This is a genomic window from Clostridium sp. (genome assembly GCF_029258205.1).
Classification (GTDB): Bacteria; Bacillota; Clostridia; order Clostridiales; family Clostridiaceae; genus Sarcina.
In genome coordinates, this window is record NZ_JARHZJ010000042.1 from 37,868 (window position 1) to 56,051 (window position 18,184).

Annotated in this window: 15 protein-coding genes and 1 other annotated feature; of the genes, 6 read left to right on the forward strand and 9 right to left on the reverse strand. The window is 25.7% G+C overall.

Annotated features, from left to right (window positions below):
* Positions 1–23: 23 nt before the first annotated feature.
* The 4 genes from Q1J60_RS06190 to Q1J60_RS06205 all read right to left on the reverse strand — a co-directional run bounded on the left by Q1J60_RS06190 (position 24) and on the right by Q1J60_RS06205 (position 5,038).
* On the reverse strand, positions 24–638 hold the full coding sequence (locus tag Q1J60_RS06190; RefSeq protein WP_300259635.1) for a DUF488 domain-containing protein: 615 nt from the start codon (positions 636–638) through the stop codon (positions 24–26).
* 101 nt (positions 639–739) lie between these two features.
* Positions 740–895: a zinc-ribbon domain-containing protein gene (locus Q1J60_RS06195; RefSeq protein WP_300259637.1), complete on the reverse strand. Its 156-nt coding sequence runs from the start codon at positions 893–895 to the stop codon at positions 740–742.
* A gap of 174 nt (positions 896–1,069) precedes the next feature.
* The gene (gltX, locus tag Q1J60_RS06200) at positions 1,070–2,728 is read right to left on the reverse strand and encodes a glutamate--tRNA ligase (protein WP_300259639.1); all 1,659 of its coding nucleotides are present in this window, start codon (positions 2,726–2,728) and stop codon (positions 1,070–1,072) included.
* A 55-nt stretch (positions 2,729–2,783) separates the two neighbouring features.
* Positions 2,784–3,010: a binding site (T-box leader), on the reverse strand.
* A 348-nt stretch (positions 3,011–3,358) separates the two neighbouring features.
* The gene (locus Q1J60_RS06205; protein ID WP_300259641.1) at positions 3,359–5,038 is read right to left on the reverse strand and encodes a hypothetical protein; all 1,680 of its coding nucleotides are present in this window, start codon (positions 5,036–5,038) and stop codon (positions 3,359–3,361) included.
* A gap of 366 nt (positions 5,039–5,404) precedes the next feature.
* Between Q1J60_RS06205 and Q1J60_RS06210 the strand changes: the two genes are divergently transcribed.
* Positions 5,405–6,316, forward strand: a complete 912-nt coding sequence (locus Q1J60_RS06210; protein ID WP_300259643.1) for a radical SAM protein — start codon at positions 5,405–5,407, stop codon at positions 6,314–6,316.
* Between the two features lie 52 nt (positions 6,317–6,368).
* Here the strand turns inward: Q1J60_RS06210 and Q1J60_RS06215 are convergent, their stop codons facing one another.
* Both Q1J60_RS06215 and truA read right to left on the reverse strand, forming a co-directional pair.
* Complete coding sequence (locus Q1J60_RS06215; RefSeq protein WP_300259645.1) at positions 6,369–7,079, reverse strand: Crp/Fnr family transcriptional regulator; 711 nt, start codon at positions 7,077–7,079, stop codon at positions 6,369–6,371.
* Positions 7,080–7,665: 586 nt separating this feature from the next.
* Complete coding sequence (gene truA / locus Q1J60_RS06220) at positions 7,666–8,412, reverse strand: tRNA pseudouridine(38-40) synthase TruA (protein WP_300259647.1); 747 nt, start codon at positions 8,410–8,412, stop codon at positions 7,666–7,668.
* 213 nt (positions 8,413–8,625) lie between these two features.
* Here truA and Q1J60_RS06225 point away from each other — a divergent pair, with 213 nt between their 5' ends.
* The gene (locus Q1J60_RS06225) at positions 8,626–9,351 is read left to right on the forward strand and encodes a tRNA 2-thiocytidine biosynthesis TtcA family protein (RefSeq protein WP_423249114.1); all 726 of its coding nucleotides are present in this window, start codon (positions 8,626–8,628) and stop codon (positions 9,349–9,351) included.
* A 31-nt stretch (positions 9,352–9,382) separates the two neighbouring features.
* On the opposite strand, the gene Q1J60_RS06230 is transcribed toward Q1J60_RS06225, so the two are convergent.
* Entirely contained in the window at positions 9,383–11,260 is a 1,878-nt protein-coding gene (locus tag Q1J60_RS06230; RefSeq protein ID WP_300259650.1) for a sensor histidine kinase, read from the reverse strand.
* Between the two features lie 390 nt (positions 11,261–11,650).
* Here Q1J60_RS06230 and Q1J60_RS06235 point away from each other — a divergent pair, with 390 nt between their 5' ends.
* Together Q1J60_RS06235 and Q1J60_RS06240 are read left to right on the forward strand one after the other, a co-directional pair.
* Positions 11,651–13,159: a YfcC family protein gene (locus tag Q1J60_RS06235; RefSeq protein WP_300259652.1), complete on the forward strand. Its 1,509-nt coding sequence runs from the start codon at positions 11,651–11,653 to the stop codon at positions 13,157–13,159.
* A 460-nt stretch (positions 13,160–13,619) separates the two neighbouring features.
* Positions 13,620–13,880, forward strand: a complete 261-nt coding sequence (locus Q1J60_RS06240) for a spore germination protein (RefSeq protein ID WP_423249115.1) — start codon at positions 13,620–13,622, stop codon at positions 13,878–13,880.
* Positions 13,881–14,025: 145 nt separating this feature from the next.
* On the opposite strand, the gene Q1J60_RS06245 is transcribed toward Q1J60_RS06240, so the two are convergent.
* Positions 14,026–14,493, reverse strand: a complete 468-nt coding sequence (locus Q1J60_RS06245; protein WP_300259655.1) for a DUF8426 domain-containing protein — start codon at positions 14,491–14,493, stop codon at positions 14,026–14,028.
* Positions 14,494–14,610: 117 nt separating this feature from the next.
* Positions 14,611–16,443: a beta-N-acetylhexosaminidase gene (locus Q1J60_RS06250; RefSeq protein ID WP_300259657.1), complete on the reverse strand. Its 1,833-nt coding sequence runs from the start codon at positions 16,441–16,443 to the stop codon at positions 14,611–14,613.
* Positions 16,444–16,603: 160 nt separating this feature from the next.
* On the opposite strand from Q1J60_RS06250, the gene Q1J60_RS06255 reads away from it, so the two are divergent.
* Both Q1J60_RS06255 and Q1J60_RS06260 read left to right on the forward strand, forming a co-directional pair.
* Positions 16,604–17,422 (forward strand): AraC family transcriptional regulator, encoded by an 819-nt coding sequence (locus tag Q1J60_RS06255; RefSeq protein ID WP_300259659.1) that lies wholly within the window; start codon positions 16,604–16,606, stop codon positions 17,420–17,422.
* A gap of 136 nt (positions 17,423–17,558) precedes the next feature.
* Complete coding sequence (locus Q1J60_RS06260; RefSeq protein ID WP_300259661.1) at positions 17,559–18,071, forward strand: ferritin; 513 nt, start codon at positions 17,559–17,561, stop codon at positions 18,069–18,071.
* Positions 18,072–18,184 lie beyond the last annotated feature (113 nt).

Consider the following 18,184-nt stretch of genomic DNA (forward strand, 5'->3'; position numbering starts at 1 on the left):
AAAATAGCATTTACCACAAAATTCTATTTTATCTTTTCCATTCTATATCCAATTTCTTTATTCGCTAAGTCATATCCTTCTTCTATCATTTCATCTTCATTCTTTTCATTACCTATAAGTGAATCTATTGTGATTTGCCTCCTATCCTTAAAGTACTTATCTAAAAGCATATTTTCTATTTCTCTTTGATTACATATTGAATAATCATGGAGTATATGATTAACCTTAAATCCATGCTTTTCTAATTCTCTTCCAACTAATATACTCCTATGACATCTTATAGGTTCCTGCATAGCACCTAATAAAGCTATTCTATATCCTTTACTTATTCCTATTTTAAGTCTCTCTATTCCATTTTTAAAAGATTCCTCATTAATAACCTTATGAAAATCAGCATAGCCATCTTTATTGTAAGATATTTTACTCTCTCTCTTTGCTGCAAATTCCTTTGCCATATAGATATATGTAAATCCTAAGTCACTTAAAGTTTTTTGAATTGTTTCTTTATTGTATTGTACATTATATTTAGAATAAGGTATTCCTCTTATATCTACTACACAATTTATGTTATATTTATTTAGCATATCAACAAGTCTACTTAAATCATAATTAGAATGTCCTATAGTATATACTTCCATATAAAATCCTCCAAAATTTAATTATAATACTCACTTAAAAGCAGTATAAACATAAAAAAAGGTTGTAAGACTAATCTTACAACCTTATAATAAACAAATTATTATCTATTGTTTCTTTGAGCTTTTCTTGCTCTTCTACAATCTAAACATCTTACTGGATCATTTTCAAATCCTTTTTCTTTGTAGAAAGCTTGCTCTCCCTCAGTGAATATGAACTCTGCTCCACAGTCTTTACATTTTAATGTTTTATCTGCCATTTTGACATCCTCCTTAAATTTAAAGATTTAAATGGATTAATAAAAATTTTCTTTAAGTTTAAGGAAAATTTTATTCATCTTTTAAAGCTTTTCTATTATGTTATTATAATACCACCAATAAATTAACATTGCAAGTCTTTTATTTAGCGTTGTATTAAAATTCTTAAAATCAAATTATAAAGCTAAGAATTTTTGGAATCTTTCTCTTACTTCTTCTTCTCCCATAATTTGCATTATTGTATAAAGGTCTGGAGTATTAGCTCTATGTGTTAAAGCTGCTCTTACAGCTCCCGCAACATCAGAAACCATTCCTTTGTATTCTTCTGGATTCTTTTTATATTTCTTTCTATCAGTAGCATATCCTAATTCTACAGCAACTTCTTTTAAATCTGAGAACCAAGTATCCTTATCTGTATTGAAATTATATGCTTTTGCATAAGCTTCTATTATTCTTTTAGCTTCTTCTAATTCTAAAGTTTTTGGTAATTCAACATCATTAGCTGTTTCCTTATCAAATAACTCATCAAAGAAATAGAATATTTTTTCTCTTACTTCATCCCATTTAGCAAAGTCTTTTCTTGGCTTTGGACCTTCTTTATCTATATTGAATACTTCTTTCATCATAGATTCTTTAGAAGTAACTAAATCATACATTTCTTTATCATATTCTTTAGCCCAGTTTGTATATAAATCATAAACTACTTCTGGTTTCATTTTACATATAACATCTTTACTTACATCATTTAATTTAACTAAATCAAATAAAGCTCCACTCTTACTCATTTTATCTAGTTCAACTTTGTAATCATGATAATCTGCATCTGGATTTTCAGCTCTCCATTCTTCAAAAGCTGAGTTTATTATATTTAAAAGATATTCAATAACTGATTGAGATGGATATCCTTTTTCGCTGTAATAACTTACTGCACTTTCTGGATCTTTTCTCTTTGATAATTTTCTTTTTGAACTTCCATCCATTTTCATTATTGTTGGAATATGAGCATACTTAGGTGCTTCTACTCCTAAAACTTCAAACATTTGAAGATGTATTGGAAGTGATGATAACCATTCTTCTCCTCTTATAACATGAGTAGTTCTCATTAATGTATCATCTATAGCATGAGCAAAGTGATAAGTTGGAAGACCATCACCTTTTATTATTACTACATCTTGAAGATTTTCTGGGAATGAAACCTCTCCCTTTATCATGTCATGAGCAACAACTCTCTTTTCAGGATTTCCAGGTGACTTCATTCTTATAACATAATTTTCACCAGATTCAATTCTTTTTATAGCCTCTTCTGGTGATAAATCTCTATATTTAGCAAACTCTCCATAACATCCTGGAGTTAATTTTTCTGCAATTTGTTTTTCTCTTAAAGCTTCTAATTCTTCAGAAGTCATAAAGCATGGATAAGCTAATCCTTTTCTTAAAAGGTCTTTAACAAAAGCTCTATAGATATCAGCTCTTTCACTTTGTTTATATGGTGCATAAGCTCCCTTTTCTGAATTTTCACCAGTTATTCCTTCATCAAAATCCATTCCAAAGTTATGCATAGTTTTTATAGTATCATCTATAGCACCTTCAACTTCTCTCTTTTGATCAGTATCTTCTATTCTTAAGTAGAAGATTCCATCACTTTGATGAGCTAATCTTTCATTTATTAATGAAGCAAAAACTCCTCCTATATGCTGAAATCCAGTTGGACTTGGTGCATATCTTAATACTTTAGCACCATCTTTTAAATCTCTCTTTGGGTATTTTTCAAAATAATATTCCGGTGTTTTGTCTATGTTTGGGAATATTAAATTAGCTAAATTTTCATAACTCATTCTTTTCACTTTCCTTTCTAAATTTATGTAATAAAAAAAAGTCTTTCGTCCTAAAAATTAGGACGAAAGACTTAACTTCCGCGTTACCACCTAAATTAGTTAGCTAAGCTAACTCACTCATAATCAATTAAGGGAATTACCCCTAGACCTACTCCTTAAATCTTAAGATTTTCAGTCTAAGCTCCGAAGCTTCTTTCTATAAGATTATTTTTTAGGCTCTCACCCTCCCTAAATCGCTTTAAAACAATTGCTTTATATACTCTTCTTCATCATAGCAATAAAATATTTCATTTTAAATAACAAACTCTATTATATCAGATTCTTTAAAGTTGTAAACAAAAATATTACCACTATCAAATATAATTATTATACCATAAATAACCTATTACTATTATTTATGGCATTTCATTTCTTATAAAATATCCTTATTGAAATTATTGATATTTAACTTTTATCTTTATATATTTTTCTATTTAAATATAATAAATATACCCATACTGTATTTATTATAAAGTTAATAAAATAGTACATTTACTAAAAGCTCATTTATATTATTCTGTTAAAGTTATATTTTAATATACTAATTAAATTAACATATTAAACTTTCATAAAATTAATATATTCCTTTACTTAAATATTCACCTTACTTTTTATAGATTTCTGTAAAAATTCATTCCAAATTCTAAGATTCACTTTATCTTTTAAAAGTTTATATCTAATATTAGAATCTTGAAAAGAAACATTGCATATATTACTTCTAATAATCCAAATCTTTAGTAAAAAGCTTAATTTCTTAGAATAACACTCAATTTCCTTTGTTAGATAATCATTATAAATATTAATATTGCTACAACTTATGATTTCCTCAATCTCTTTTTTATTATATATCTTAAGATCATCTTGAATATAATTTTCTTCTTCTCCTAAAAACCATGTCCACAAAATATACTCATATTCCTGTAAAGTGAAAATAATATCTTTATCATCTAAATGTTCTTTTAAATTCCATAAAGGAATTATACTATTCCCAAATAAATATTTAGATGCAAAGCTATCACACTGAAAACCTAGTAGATTATAAAAAAGAGATTGCATAGAAAAACTTTTGTCTTTGTTATTAATTAAATATTGTATTATTTCATTTTTATTACTACATGAATTCTTTAAATTCTCTATAAAATATATTAATAATGGAGCCTTAGTATAATGTAAAAACTCTATTTTACCATGACTTCCTATGCTTCCCTCTTCCATAGGAATTATTCTAAATCTACTTGGTTCTTTTAAAGTCATGTATAAATATCTAGTATATAAATTTGCCATTTCTTTTTTAAAATTTATAGCTAGTTTTTCTTTTATTCCATTTTCTAAGGATTGTAAAGCCAAGTTTTCATAATAAGTAGCTAATCCCTCTGTTAGCCAAAGATTTGGAGGAAGATGATAAACTCTTGATTTTAAAGAATCATCCATAAAGGCATGAAAAATTCTATGAGATAACAATTGCCAATCTCTTTTTTTATTCATATCAAAAGTAGCACTTATAACATTTTTTCCGCTTCCACCTAATATATAAGAGTTTTTCTTTTTGCTCTTTCTAAGTAAAACTATATTTAAATCTTTCTTATTAAGAGAATCTATTTTAAATAAATTATAATAATAATCACAAATATACTTTATATTTCTTACAATATCTCCTTTAATACTGTCATTTAAAAATGAAATTTCAATATTACTATATAAATGTACTTCTCCATAGTTTTCCTTTAAAACTATTTCTTCAAAAAAACCAAAGGTATATGAAGATTTCATTATTTCATATATATTACTCCAAGTAACATCTACACACTTTGACTTAAAATCACTTTCTTTAAAAGGAATTATACTTTTATAATCTTTTTTACTATAAACCTCACTATTTAGCTCCTCTATAAGTTTGGTAAAGTCTATTTCTAGTCTACAATTTAACTTTAGATCATCATTCATTGTAAGCATTTCAACTGGTAATAGAAGTATTTGTTCACCCATAAAGCTTATTAAATCCTCTGCTATTTCTCCCCCATTTCCATGCTTTCCTAAGCTACCTACCAAAGCCTCATATTCTAAAATCAAATCTTTGCTTTTATTATTAATATATATAAAGTTTGAATCACAATAAAATTCACCTATGCACTTTATATTATTTATTTTTGTTTTACCCTTATAAAGCTGAATTTCTCTTAAATTAACATCTTTAATCTTAAGCCTTATGTTTAAACACTCTTCTTTATTTAAACTTTTCCTTACTAAGAATTTAATATCTCCATATTCCATTTATACTCTCCTAATCTAACCCTCTGTATTTCTAATAACTTCTCCAGATTTATTTATATATAATTTTTCTAAAGTTTCAAAAATTCCTTCTTTTTTTAAACTATTTGAATATATTAACTTCATAATAAATTTTTCAGTTTTATTAATTTTAATATTAGCTAATCCTTAGTTCAAGTAAAAAAATTATTAATTACGTAGTTAATATCTTATATTTTCAAATTAACTATAGCTAAATAATTAAATAATAATCTAAAAAAGTCACCTAAAAGTATTTTCCACTCTTATATAACTCAAATCTGTTTATTATTTTTCTTATTTTATTAAATATAATATAATTAATATTGAATATAGATTAGAGGTGTTTTAATGGAAAATAAAGAACTATTGAAAGAATGTACTCTTTGCACTAGAAACTGCAAAGTTAATAGATTTAAATCTCTTGGTGTATGTAAGGCTAGTGAAAAAGTTAAGGTAGCTAGAGCAGAACTTCATCATTGGGAAGAACCTCCTATTTCCTTTAAGAATGGATCTGGAACAGTATTTTTTTCTCATTGTAATCTTAAATGTGTTTTTTGCCAAAACCATGAAATAAGTCAAGATTTTAAAGGACTTGAAATATCAATTAAAAGATTAGCAGAAATCTTTTTAGAGCTTCAAGAAAAGGGAGCTGAAAATATAAACTTAGTCACTCCAACACATTATGCAGTTCAAATACTAGAAGCATTAAAAATAGCAAAAGAAAAAGGATTAAATATTCCTATTCTCTATAATACTAATGGCTGTGATAGTTTAGAAACAATAAAGCTATTAGATGGTTACATAGATGTATATCTTCCTGATTTTAAATACTTTAAGGATGATTATTCACTTAAATATTCAAAGATAAAAAATTATAAAGACAATTTAATTCTAGTATTAGATGAAATGTTTAGACAGGTAGGCTCTCCAAAATTTTCAGAGGATGGTAAACTTTTAAGGGGAATGATAATTAGACATTTAATGCTTCCAGGTCTTTTATTCGACTCAAAGAAAGTTATAGACACTATATTTTCTAAATTTGGAGATGATGTTTATATAAGCATTATGAATCAATATACTCCTATGAATAAGTCTTGTGATTATCCTGAAATAAATAAGCCTTTAAATCCTAAACATTATGAATCTCTTATAGATTACGCAGCATCTTTAGGAATAAAAAATGCTTTTATACAAGAAAATGGAACTAACTCAAAAGTCTATGTTCCATCCTTTAAATATGAAGGAGTTATTAAAAAGTAGATTTTTTTAATAAAGTACTATCTAAAATGATTTCATAAGAAATAAGTATTTCCTATGAAATCATTTTAGATAGTTTTTCTATATCTTTTATTATTAGAGATTTATTACCTCTAATTTCTATTAATCCTTCATGCTCAAATATAGAAAGTTTTCTACTCATAGTTTCTCTAGTTATACCACAATAATTTGCCATATCTTCTCTATTAATTGGTAAATCAATAAATATTTCTCCATTTTCTATTTTCCCATATTTTTTCTTAAATTCTTTTAACATATATGCTATTCTTACTCTAACATCATTAGTTACTAGTTTATTGGCAAATTCTTCAGTCTCCTTTAAACGATTAGTTAAAGATTTCAAAACAATAATTGCTATTCTAGGATTTTCTTCTAAAATACTATGAATTTTATCCTTATCTATAGTACAGACTATAACCTCATTTAAAGCAATAGCATTAAATGAAATTCCTTCATCATTATTAAAGAGACTTGTCTCTCCAAAATAGTCTCCCACAGAGAATATGTGGATTATTTGTTCTTTTCCACCCTTGGTCAATTTTGATATCTTTACACTTCCCTTACTTATTATAAATAGCTTAGAAAGCTTTTCACCTTCATAACATATATATTCTCCTTTATTAAAATGAAAACATGTCACTCCAGTAGCTAATTTATTAAATTCTTCTTCTGTTAAATCCTTAAATATAGTAACCTCCTTGTTGCATAAACAACTTTTATAGCCATTGCAATCACATTTTTTCATAGCTCTCTCCTAACTTTTTATTTATAATCCTATACCTTTATTATTAATTATAATATATTTATTAATATTTTTTCACTATTAATTAATTTATTTTAATACTTGTTTATTTCCTAACCTATACTTACGATATATTTGTATTAAAATATTTTAACACTAAAAATATTTGTTTTTCTAATTTTCAGACAGAAAGGATAATTTCTATGAATATAAAAACAATTACAATTGGAAATTTAACAGCTAGATTACATATTATACAATGAGAAATTGAAATTTTTGTGTCCCTTTCAAATTTAGCTAGTGCTGTAACAAAAGCTGTAGGACATTTAGATTTACTAGGGAATTACTTTAAGATGAAAATAAAAAGTTTGATTCAACAATACTTGATATAATAAAAAAACTTATATTCACGAATATAAAATGGACTTATTTTTTGTGGCGAAAATGCCTCAAAAATAGATAAAATAGTATCTGTAGAGACAATTATGAATGAATTAGAAAAAGATTTATTAGAATCATAAAATAATCTGTATAAAAGAGTATAAATACTAATTAATAGTTTAAAACCACTCTTTTATACAGATTTTATTTAATAATTTAATTCTAAAAGACAAAGTCCATAAGATGGTGCTTTATTTGAAGCTTTTGATCTTTCCTTCGCTTCAAGTATATCATTTATATATTGTGGTTCAAATTTTCCAAGTCCCACATCTACCAAAGTTCCTACTATTATTCTAACCATATTTAGCAAAAAGCCATTTCCATTTATTTTTATACTTAATATATTATTATTTTCATGAAATTTAATACTATTTACGGTTCTTAAAGTTGATTTATTCTTTGACTTTAAACTTGTAAAACTCTTAAAGTCATGAGTACCTAATAAATATTTTGACCCTTCTTCCATTGCTTTTAAATTCAACTTTTCTTCAACATGCCATGCATATTTTCTTAAAAATACATCTTTGAACTTATTATTATCAATGGTATATTCATAAGTTTTAGACTTAACATTAAATCTAGCATGAAATCTTTCACTTGCTTCTTTTATTCCCTTTACTCTTATATCATCAGGTAAATATTCGTTTATGTACTCAATAATTTGTTCTAAAGTCATAATAGAATTTGTTTTAAAATTTGCTACATAATTTTTTGCATGTACACCACTATCAGTTCTTCCACAACCAATTAGTTGAATCTCTTCATTAGTCATTTTAGTTAGTACTTTTTCTAATTTATCTTGAACCGTAGAAACATTACTTCCCTTTTGGTTTTGCTTTTGCCATCCCTTGTACTTGCTACCATCATAATCTAAAGTAATTTTTATATTTCTCATTTTAATTTCCTTTCAAAAATAATCTAAATATATAAATTTAAATTTTATTTTAATACTTAATCTAAGTTTTAATGTAACATGTTAAAATTGTACTATCAATTTAAATATCTGACAATAAATTTAATTTTATTCTAAAATTTTCAGTCTTTTAATTTTTTATTTTTTATTATAATATAATTAAATAAACATTAAGAGGTGATTTTTATGAAAACCATGCAAAAATTATTAAGCAAAACTAGACAAGCTATAAAAGAATATAACCTTATTGAAGATGGTGATAAAATAGCCGTAGGACTTTCTGGTGGGAAGGATAGTCTAACACTTTTACATATATTAAAAAACTACCAAAGATTCTCCCCTGAAAAATTTGAATTAATAGCTATAACTTTAAATCCTGGAGGAGTTGACAATAGTCCATTACATAATCTTTGTAAAAATATCAATGTTCCTTTTTATGAAATTCAAACAGATATCAAAGAAATAGTCTTTGATATAAAGAAAGAAAAAAACCCATGTTCTTTATGTGCTAACCTTAGGAGAGGCGCATTAAATGATAATGCTCAAAAGCTTGGATGTAACAAGGTTGCCTTAGGTCATCATAAAGATGATGCCTTGGAAACTCTTATGCTTTCCATAAGTTATGAAGGAAGAATAAATTGCTTCTCTCCTAAAAGTTTTATGCATAAAAACAATCTAACTCTTATAAGACCTATGGTATTTATTGAGGAAAGTCAAATAAGAAAGGCAGCATCAGAATATAATTTTCCAATAATAAAAAATCCTTGTCCTGCAGACGGTAAAACCAAAAGAGAAGATATGAAAAATCTTATTAGAAATTTAGATAAAACTATGCCTGGTTTTAAGAAAAATTTATTTAAATCCTTAACTAATACAAATCAAATGTTTGTATGGGATAAAGAAACTGTTAGAAACATGTAAAAAGCTGTATCAATTGATACAGCTTCTCTTTCTAAAGGCTATCAATGTCTGATAACTCTATTTTGTAAAGTTCTTCTCCGTGATTTTCTGCACAAGATGTTAAAGCTATCTCCTCATATAAAGCCTCAGTTTCAACTATTTTAATAGGCATTTTTATTATAACTTCTGTTCCTTCTCCTAATTCACTATTAACTTCTATTTCTCCACCATTAATTTTTATAAGTTCATTAGCTATAAATAACCCTATTCCACTTCCTTCATTAATTTTAGTTAGTCTATTATTTATTTTTTTAAATCTATCAAAAAGTAAGCCCATTTTATCCTTTGGTATTCCTACTCCCGTATCCTTAATACTTATGTTTACATACTTTTCATCAAAACTCATATAGACATCTATCTTACCATTTTCTCGATTAAATTTTATAGAATTTGATAAAATATTTAATAATACTCTTTCTAAATGGTTTAAATCAAAAGCAATTATTTTTTCTTCCTCTTCTGTATCAAAGGTTATAGACATTTTATTTTTTTCAGCAAATTTACATATAGACATAGTTATATCTTCCACACAACTTACTATATCATGATTTTTAATATTAATATAAAAAAATCCAGCTTCTAATTTTGTGCTATCTATTAAATTATTTATTAACTTTAATAATCTAAAAACATTCTGTTGAGCCACTTTTATATAATTAATATAACTATTTTCCTCTTCTCCATCTATATGATTTTTTAATTTTAATTCCAAAACTTGAAGTGCACTATATATTAAATTTACAGGTGTCTTAAATTCATGAGATATGTTTGCAAAAAACTCCATTCTAAGCTTTTCCATCTCATTACTTTTTTCTATAGTGTCTGTAATATCATTTATAACTATAATTCTTCTTATAGATTCACCATTTTCATTTTTTATTGAGTTTGCCCTAAATAAAGCAGTTCTAACTTCATTATCTGCTCTAACAATTCTAGCTTTCTCCATAAAAAAATTTTCAAAATCAATATTAGTAAATTTATGCCTATCTTCAGGATGAATTCTATCTAATTTTACAATCATACTTTTTTCCTTATACAATTCTTTACAATTTAATCCATATAACTTTTCAAAAGCATGGTTTACATAAATAGTTTTTTCTCCTTCTTTTATAATTACAACATCATCTAAGTAATTAAGAACTTCAAAAAACATCTTATCATTTTTCTTTAGTCTATACTCTATAGCTTTTTTATAAGAAATATCTCTTGTTAGACCAATTATCCCCTTAATTTCATTATTTTCATCAAAATATGGTGATTTTATAGTCTCCTCTAAATAATCCTCTTCACTTTCAAATCCCCATTCTTCGCCATAAACTTTCTTTTTTCTTGAATTAATAACTTCTTTATCTGTTTTGATAAACTTTTCCACCTTACGTGGCTCATCAAAAAATATATCTTTATCAGTTTTTCCAATTATATATTTTTTCTTAATTCCAACTTTATTTTCAAATGCATTATTACAATTTATATACCTTCCATTGATATCCTTTAAAAATACATAATCTGTTAAAGAATCTAAAAATAGATCTAACATGTCTCTTTCTTTTTTTAAATTAATTTCTATTTTGTTATAATTTTTTAATAGACATTCATTAAACCAAATAATCACATGGTCATCATTAAGCAACTTCAAACTAAGATTTTTCTTTAAATCTTTATAATATACTCCTCCATCAATATTAATTGCACTAAATATAGTATTAAAATCTATATCATTACCTAGTACTTCACTCAATAACTTACTATTAAATTCTTTTATACTAGACTTAATCACAAATAAATCACTAAAATCTTTATTATCTAGCTTCCCATAAATATAATCCATAGGACATGATTCTAATATTTCTTCAAAATTAAAATCTCTCATATAATATAACTCCCCTTTAAGTTATTAAAATCAATTATTTTCAATTTAAAGCATTATTTACCTTATTTAATTTTTATTATATTCATTTTAACATTTTAAAACAATACATTAAATTTATTTTAATTATGTAAAAATATGAGAACTATATATTTTCTACATCAAATTCCAAATTAAGTCAAGTGTAAATCATTTCATTTAAAGACAATTAATAGTATGCATATGTTTGTTTGATCACTTATTCATTATTTTAATAAACTTTTCGAATTTTACCATCAAATTACAAAATAGTATAATTAAAATAATATACAATTATTTTAATTATTAAAATTTAATTCTTAATATTAATAATTGTAAATTTTAACAAAATAAAAAATTAACAGGAGGTAAAAAATGAATAAAAAGAAAAGTATTTCATTCCCTACTGCATTTACTGTATTATTTATTGTTTTAATCTTATCAGCTGTTTTAACTTATTTGATTCCAGCAGGATCATACTCAAAGTTATCTTATAATGAAGCTGAAAATATGTTTATTGTTACAAATCCTCAAGGGGAAAGCACTAAGGAACCTGCAACTCAAAATACCTTAAATGAACTTGGTATAAAAATAGACTTAAGTAAATTTACTGATGGAAGTATAAGCAAACCAATAGCAATACCAAACACTTATGAGAAGGTTACTCAAAATCCTCAAGGCATTACTCAAATAATACAAGCTCCTATTCAAGGAACTTATGACACTATAGATATAATTATGTTTGTTCTAATAATAGGTGGAGTAATAGGGGTTTTAAATACAACTGGAGCATTTAACGCTGGAATTGCTAGCCTTTCTAAAATAACTAAAGGAAAAGAATATATACTTATAATATTATTATCAATACTTATTTCTCTTGGTGGTACTACTTTTGGATTAGCAGAAGAAACCATTGCTCTTTACCCTATTCTGCTCCCAATATTCTTAGCTTCTGGTTATGATGCTATAGTTTGTATCGCTACAATATATATGGGTTCATCCATAGGAACAATGTTTTCAACTGTAAACCCATTCTCTTCAGTAATAGCTTCAACAGCTGCTGGAATAAGCTTTAAAGAAGGCCTGGATTTTAGAATGATAGGATTAGTTTTAGCTACACTTATAACTATAATTTACATTCTTAGATATGCTAAAAAAGTTAAAAATGATCCTTCTAAATCCCTTGTATATGATCAAAAAGATGAAATAGACTCTAAATTTCTTCATGAGTCTAATAATGAGGTACCAGTATTTACTTGGAGACTAAAACTTATGCTTTTGATTTTCGCTGCTTCATTTATAATTTTAGTTTACGGAGTTTCAGCTAAAGGATGGGGATTTATACAAATGACTGCTCTATTCCTTGTAGTAGGAATAATTTTAGGATTCCTTTCAGGACTTGGAGAAAAAAAATTTGTTAATAGCTTTATAGCTGGAGCTGCTGATTTAGTAGGAGTTGCATTGGTTATAGGTGTTGCAAGATCTATAAACTTAATACTTGAAAATGGTAAGATATCAGATACTTTACTTTATGTATCCTCAAATGGAATTCAAGGTATGGATAAAAATATATTTATAATATTAATGCTTGTTATATTTATAATCTTAGGATTCTTTATTCCATCTTCATCTGGTCTTGCTGTTTTATCAATTCCAATAATGGCACCACTTGCAGATACAGTTGGTTTACCAAGGGATGTTATAGTTAGTGCTTACCAATTTGGTCAAGGATTAATCTCTTTTATAACTCCAACAGGATTAATTCTAGCTACCCTTGCTATGGTTGATATAACTTATAATAAATGGCTGAAATTTATTATGCCTTTAATGGGAATTATAGCTGCCTTTGCAGCCTTACTATTATTAGTACAAGTACATTTTTAGAATATTTTAAATGCATGGTTTATTTATACCATGCATTTTTATTGTAGTAATACTAAATTGTAAAATTTAATCTAACTAACACTATAATTTATTGCAAGAATATTATTTAATCTCCTTTGTAATAATAAGTTTATATTATTTAATAAGGAGGAATTTTTTGACTTAAAAGCAAATTTTGATAAAAACATAAACACTTTGTCTAAATTTTTAAGAGTTGGAAAAAGTTTTAATATAATTGAACGTTCAATAATAATTGGTCATAAAAAAAGCCACAATGTACTATATTGATGGTTTTATAAAAGATGAAATAATGGAATTAATAATGAGTGACTTTTTTCCTTAAGTAAAACTGATATGAACTTAATAAAGTCGACTAAGAATTTTATGATAAGACAAATTCCTTATGTAGAAGTAGCTAGGAGATATAAATAGATAAAATAGTATCTCAAGTTCTCTGTTAATAGTTACACTAGGAAGCTTTTCTCAACCAAGTTTGGAACTCAGTTATGCCTTAAAATTTTGGAGAATGATATTACTCATATTAACAAGTTTATTCAATGTAATAGGATTTTTTGTTGGATTAATAATAGGACTAGTTTTAATTGCAAGTAATAAAACTTTAACTTGGGATTCTTATCTGTATCATCTTATTCCATTTAACTGGAAAGCACTTAAAGCACTTATCTTTAGAATAAGATTAGTACCTAAGCAAAAAGACTGACAGATAACTTTTTATAATCATACTTTAAAAATGAATTTTATGCCTTAAAGAATGAAAAAATCATATTATCTTAAAATATAAACTAAAAAAACCAAGCTAAAGCTTGGTTGCTAAAGCTTGTTTTTTTAGTTTATATAATTAACTTTTAACTTTCATCTTTTAATTCGTTAATAAATTCTTGAGCTTTTATTTTTAGTGGACTATCATCTTTAAGCTTTTGTAACCCAATACTTAATCCTTCTCTATCTATTACTAAACCATCAGTAGGAATATACCATTTTACTCTTCTACAATGTTGCATAGGCAATTCATCTAGTCCAACTTTGTTAAATATAGGTTCAAATCTATATGGACTTGTTACTTTACCAGCTGCTACAATAGTAAAGCTTCCATCTCTTGAATTTATTTGTTTTAAAATAAGTACATCTCCTACCTTAACTTCTTCAGCAAATCTCTTTATAACTATTCCTTCTTTGCCTAAGATATCATACTCTTCTTTATTATCAAAATAGTCTCCCTTATCTCCAGGGCCAACAATTGCTACTCCTAAATCAAAGAATATATCTATTAAATTTGTGTTACCTATCTCTGCTGATATTTGCCAATAATTCATAATTATTACCTTCTTTCATCCTCTTAATATAAAAATAAAGTCATCAACAAAGTAAATATTACTTTATAATATATTATACTCTTTAAATTTATATTTGTTTAGTCTATAAAATCCGTCTTAATCTCTTAAATATGAGCACATATACACTATAACTTCTCTTATTCTATTAAGCTCACTTTCTTTATTATATTTTCTCCATATTGATGTATAATCATAAAACCAAAGTTCTAAATCTTTAGCTAAGTTTTTCTTGTCTATCTCTATTAAACTTTTTTTATTAAATTCTTTTTCAAGTAATACCATGAAAAATTTATTTATAAGCTCCCATCCCTTTGAAGATACAATAAAGCTTTGAATAGATTCTTTATTCTCTATATTTTTAAGCAATTTAATAAACTCTATTCTTACCTCTGAAGCAACCTTATAACCTTCCAAAACTTTTAAATTATCTATATTTTTAATTTCTTCTTTAGTTTCTTCCCTTTCATCAAACTTTTCTTTCCATCTAACAAGTTCTCCCCAACCTGCAACTTGATTTTTAGAAAGCTTATCCATTAAAGAAACTACTTTCATAGATTTATCACCAAATTCCATAAATGATATAGCCTTAAAGACTTCATTAAATTCCTCTTCCCTTGGATTCCATGAAATCGCTGCTCCATAAATCATAGATGGTATTGAATTAGCTAATAAATTTACATTTCCATAGTCTCCCCAATTTGTATTTAAAACACCTATAGCTCCATATTTCATTCCGTGATTAACCATTCTTCTTATATTACTAAAAGAACCTTCTATAAGATTCATCATCATATTCCATCCACCTACACCTGGACAAACATATTGTACTTTATTGTGCTCTGCTATAATTTTTGTGGCTACATCATTAGCCTGAGGATGATAATTCCAAGTTAAACAAATTAAATCCTCTGGTATATCACTTAATAATTCTGGATATCCAACTATTATGTCACCCCAAAACATAACATTTTTATTGAACCTTTTTACAATGTTATATACCTTATTTAGAAACTCTGTATATATTTTACCTACTCCTAATTTCTCAGCGCTCTCTCTACTCTTTCCTTTTCCTAAATCAAAGGTTTCATCACAACAAATATTAAACTTATCTGAACTAAATAAAGGAATAAATTCTAAAAGCATTGATTCAACAAACTCTAAGCTTTTATCATTAGTAACATCTAGAGTATGATGTGCCATTCTATCAACAAAAGAATATGCTTCATCTCCTATTTCTAATTCACAAAGATCTCTAAATGATTTACTTCTTAAAGCTTCATATAAATGACCAAATGTCGATAATGATGGTACAAGTTCCACATGTCTTTCTTTACAATACTTATCTAAAATTAATATTTCCTCTGCTGTTAAAGGATCCTTGTCCATCCAAACTTCACTCATTCCTTTAAAAGCAAAAGTATGCTCTATATATAATTGTATTTGATTTATTTTATAAAAGGCTGCCTTATCAACTAAGCTTTTTAATGTATCTAAGGTCGGTACCATTCCCCTTGTTACATCATGATAAAATCCACGATATCTAAAATATGGAGAATCTTCTATTTTAAGATTTGGAATACATGCTCCAAACTCTCTGACAAGCTGTCTAAAGCTCTGACATCCATAGAATAATCCAGCGCCTTTACCTTCTATTATTACTTCATAATCCTTTATTTCTATTTTATATTCCTCTTCGTTTTCAAATTTGCATTCTTTTAAAATTATTGAGTTGCTATATTTCTTATCCATAAAAAGTTTATTTATGTTAAGTTTAAAATCTAATACTTTTTCTATTTCCTCTTTAATCATAATTGCTAAATTTAAATCTTCAAAAGATAATTCACTACTTAATATAATTTCAGTATCTCTTTTTATAAAAAATTCACCTTCATAATTAACTACATTTTTTGGTCTTGGTATTAAATGCATTTCCCTTCCCCCCAATAAAACTTTACTTTTCATATAGATTTATTCATAATAATAATAAATAATTTAAATGTTTACTATTATTATATAAAATGATTTTATTTATTTAAGTAAGTATTTTGCTGTTATTTAACATAATATTGCTTTTTATACAGGAGGAATTATGAATAATTACATATATGAAAATCACTTTCATAGAGATCCTAATTTTCCAATAATATTTCATTGTGATATTTTAAATAAAAATAGACCTAGTTTTTTAATGCATTATCACGAAAACCTAGAGCTTCTCTACTTCTTAGAAGGACATACTAAGGTGGTTTGTGATAATAAAATACTTAAAGCTAAAGCTGATGATATAATAATAATTAATTCAAATGAACTTCATTCAATAGAAAAAATATCCAAACACTGTAAATACTACTGTCTTATTATAGATAAACATTTACTTAATAGTAGTTTAAATAATTTTTATAACTTTAAATTTAAGAACTTAATTAAGGATTCCTTTTTAAAGATAAAAATTGAAGAAATAAATAGAGAATTAACTAATAAAAATGATTATTTTAAAGATTTTATAAAGTCAGATATACTTCAAATTTTAATTCATATTAAGAGAAACCATATTGAACAAAACTCATCATTAATAAAAATAAAAGATAATAATAAAATATTAATGGTAAAAGAAATAATAAATTATTTAAAAGAAAACTATAAAGAACAAATTTCAATTGATCATATATGTAACCATGTTGCTTTTAGTAAATATTATATCTGTCGTACATTTAAGGAAGTAACTGGTCAAACCATTCTAGAATATATTAATCATATTAGATGTATAAATGCTAGAAATTTAATCCTCTACAATGGATATACTATATCTGAAAGTGCTTATAAAAGTGGTTTTAATAACTTATCTTATTTTTCAAAAACCTATAAAAAGTATATGGGGTTACTTCCATCCGAAGAAAAAATCACATAATTTAATAATTATAAAGTAATACCAAGATACTTCTATCCATTTATAATAAAATAATAATTTTTATAAATTAGTTTGCTTAATTTTCTTTTTAAGACTACAATAATTTTATATAAATAATAAAAAGAGGTGTACATATATGTTAAGTGAAAATTTATTACAAAAACTTAATGAACAAGTTAATTTTGAATTCTATTCATCATACACTTATTTAGCTATGGCTGCTTATGCTGAATCAGTTGACTTAAGCGGCTTCGCTAATTTTTTTAGAGTTCAAGCTCAAGAAGAATTATTCCATGCCATGAAATTTTACGATTATATATTCCAAAAAAATGGCGTTGTTGAATTAGAACAAATAGATAAACCTAAATTTAATTTTTCAAATATAATTGAAGCCTTTGAAAAAGGTTATGAACACGAACAATTAGTAACTCGTAAAATATATGGTCTTGCAGATGTTGCTTTTGAAGAAAAAGAACATGCAACTATGAGTTTACTTAAATGGTTTATAGATGAACAGGTTGAAGAAGAAAATAACTTCCACTCATTATTAAAGAAAGTTAGAAGATCTGAAGGTAATCCTGCTGCCTTATATATGATGGATGATGAATTAGCTTCAAGAGTATTCACTCCACCAACAACTACAAAATAGATTTATTAATAAAAAGAGAGAAGAAATAAAGTTTTTTATTTCTTCTCTCTTTTTTTATTTTACTATATTACTTTAATACCACTCATGAATTCATTGTAATTTTTTCAAAAAAT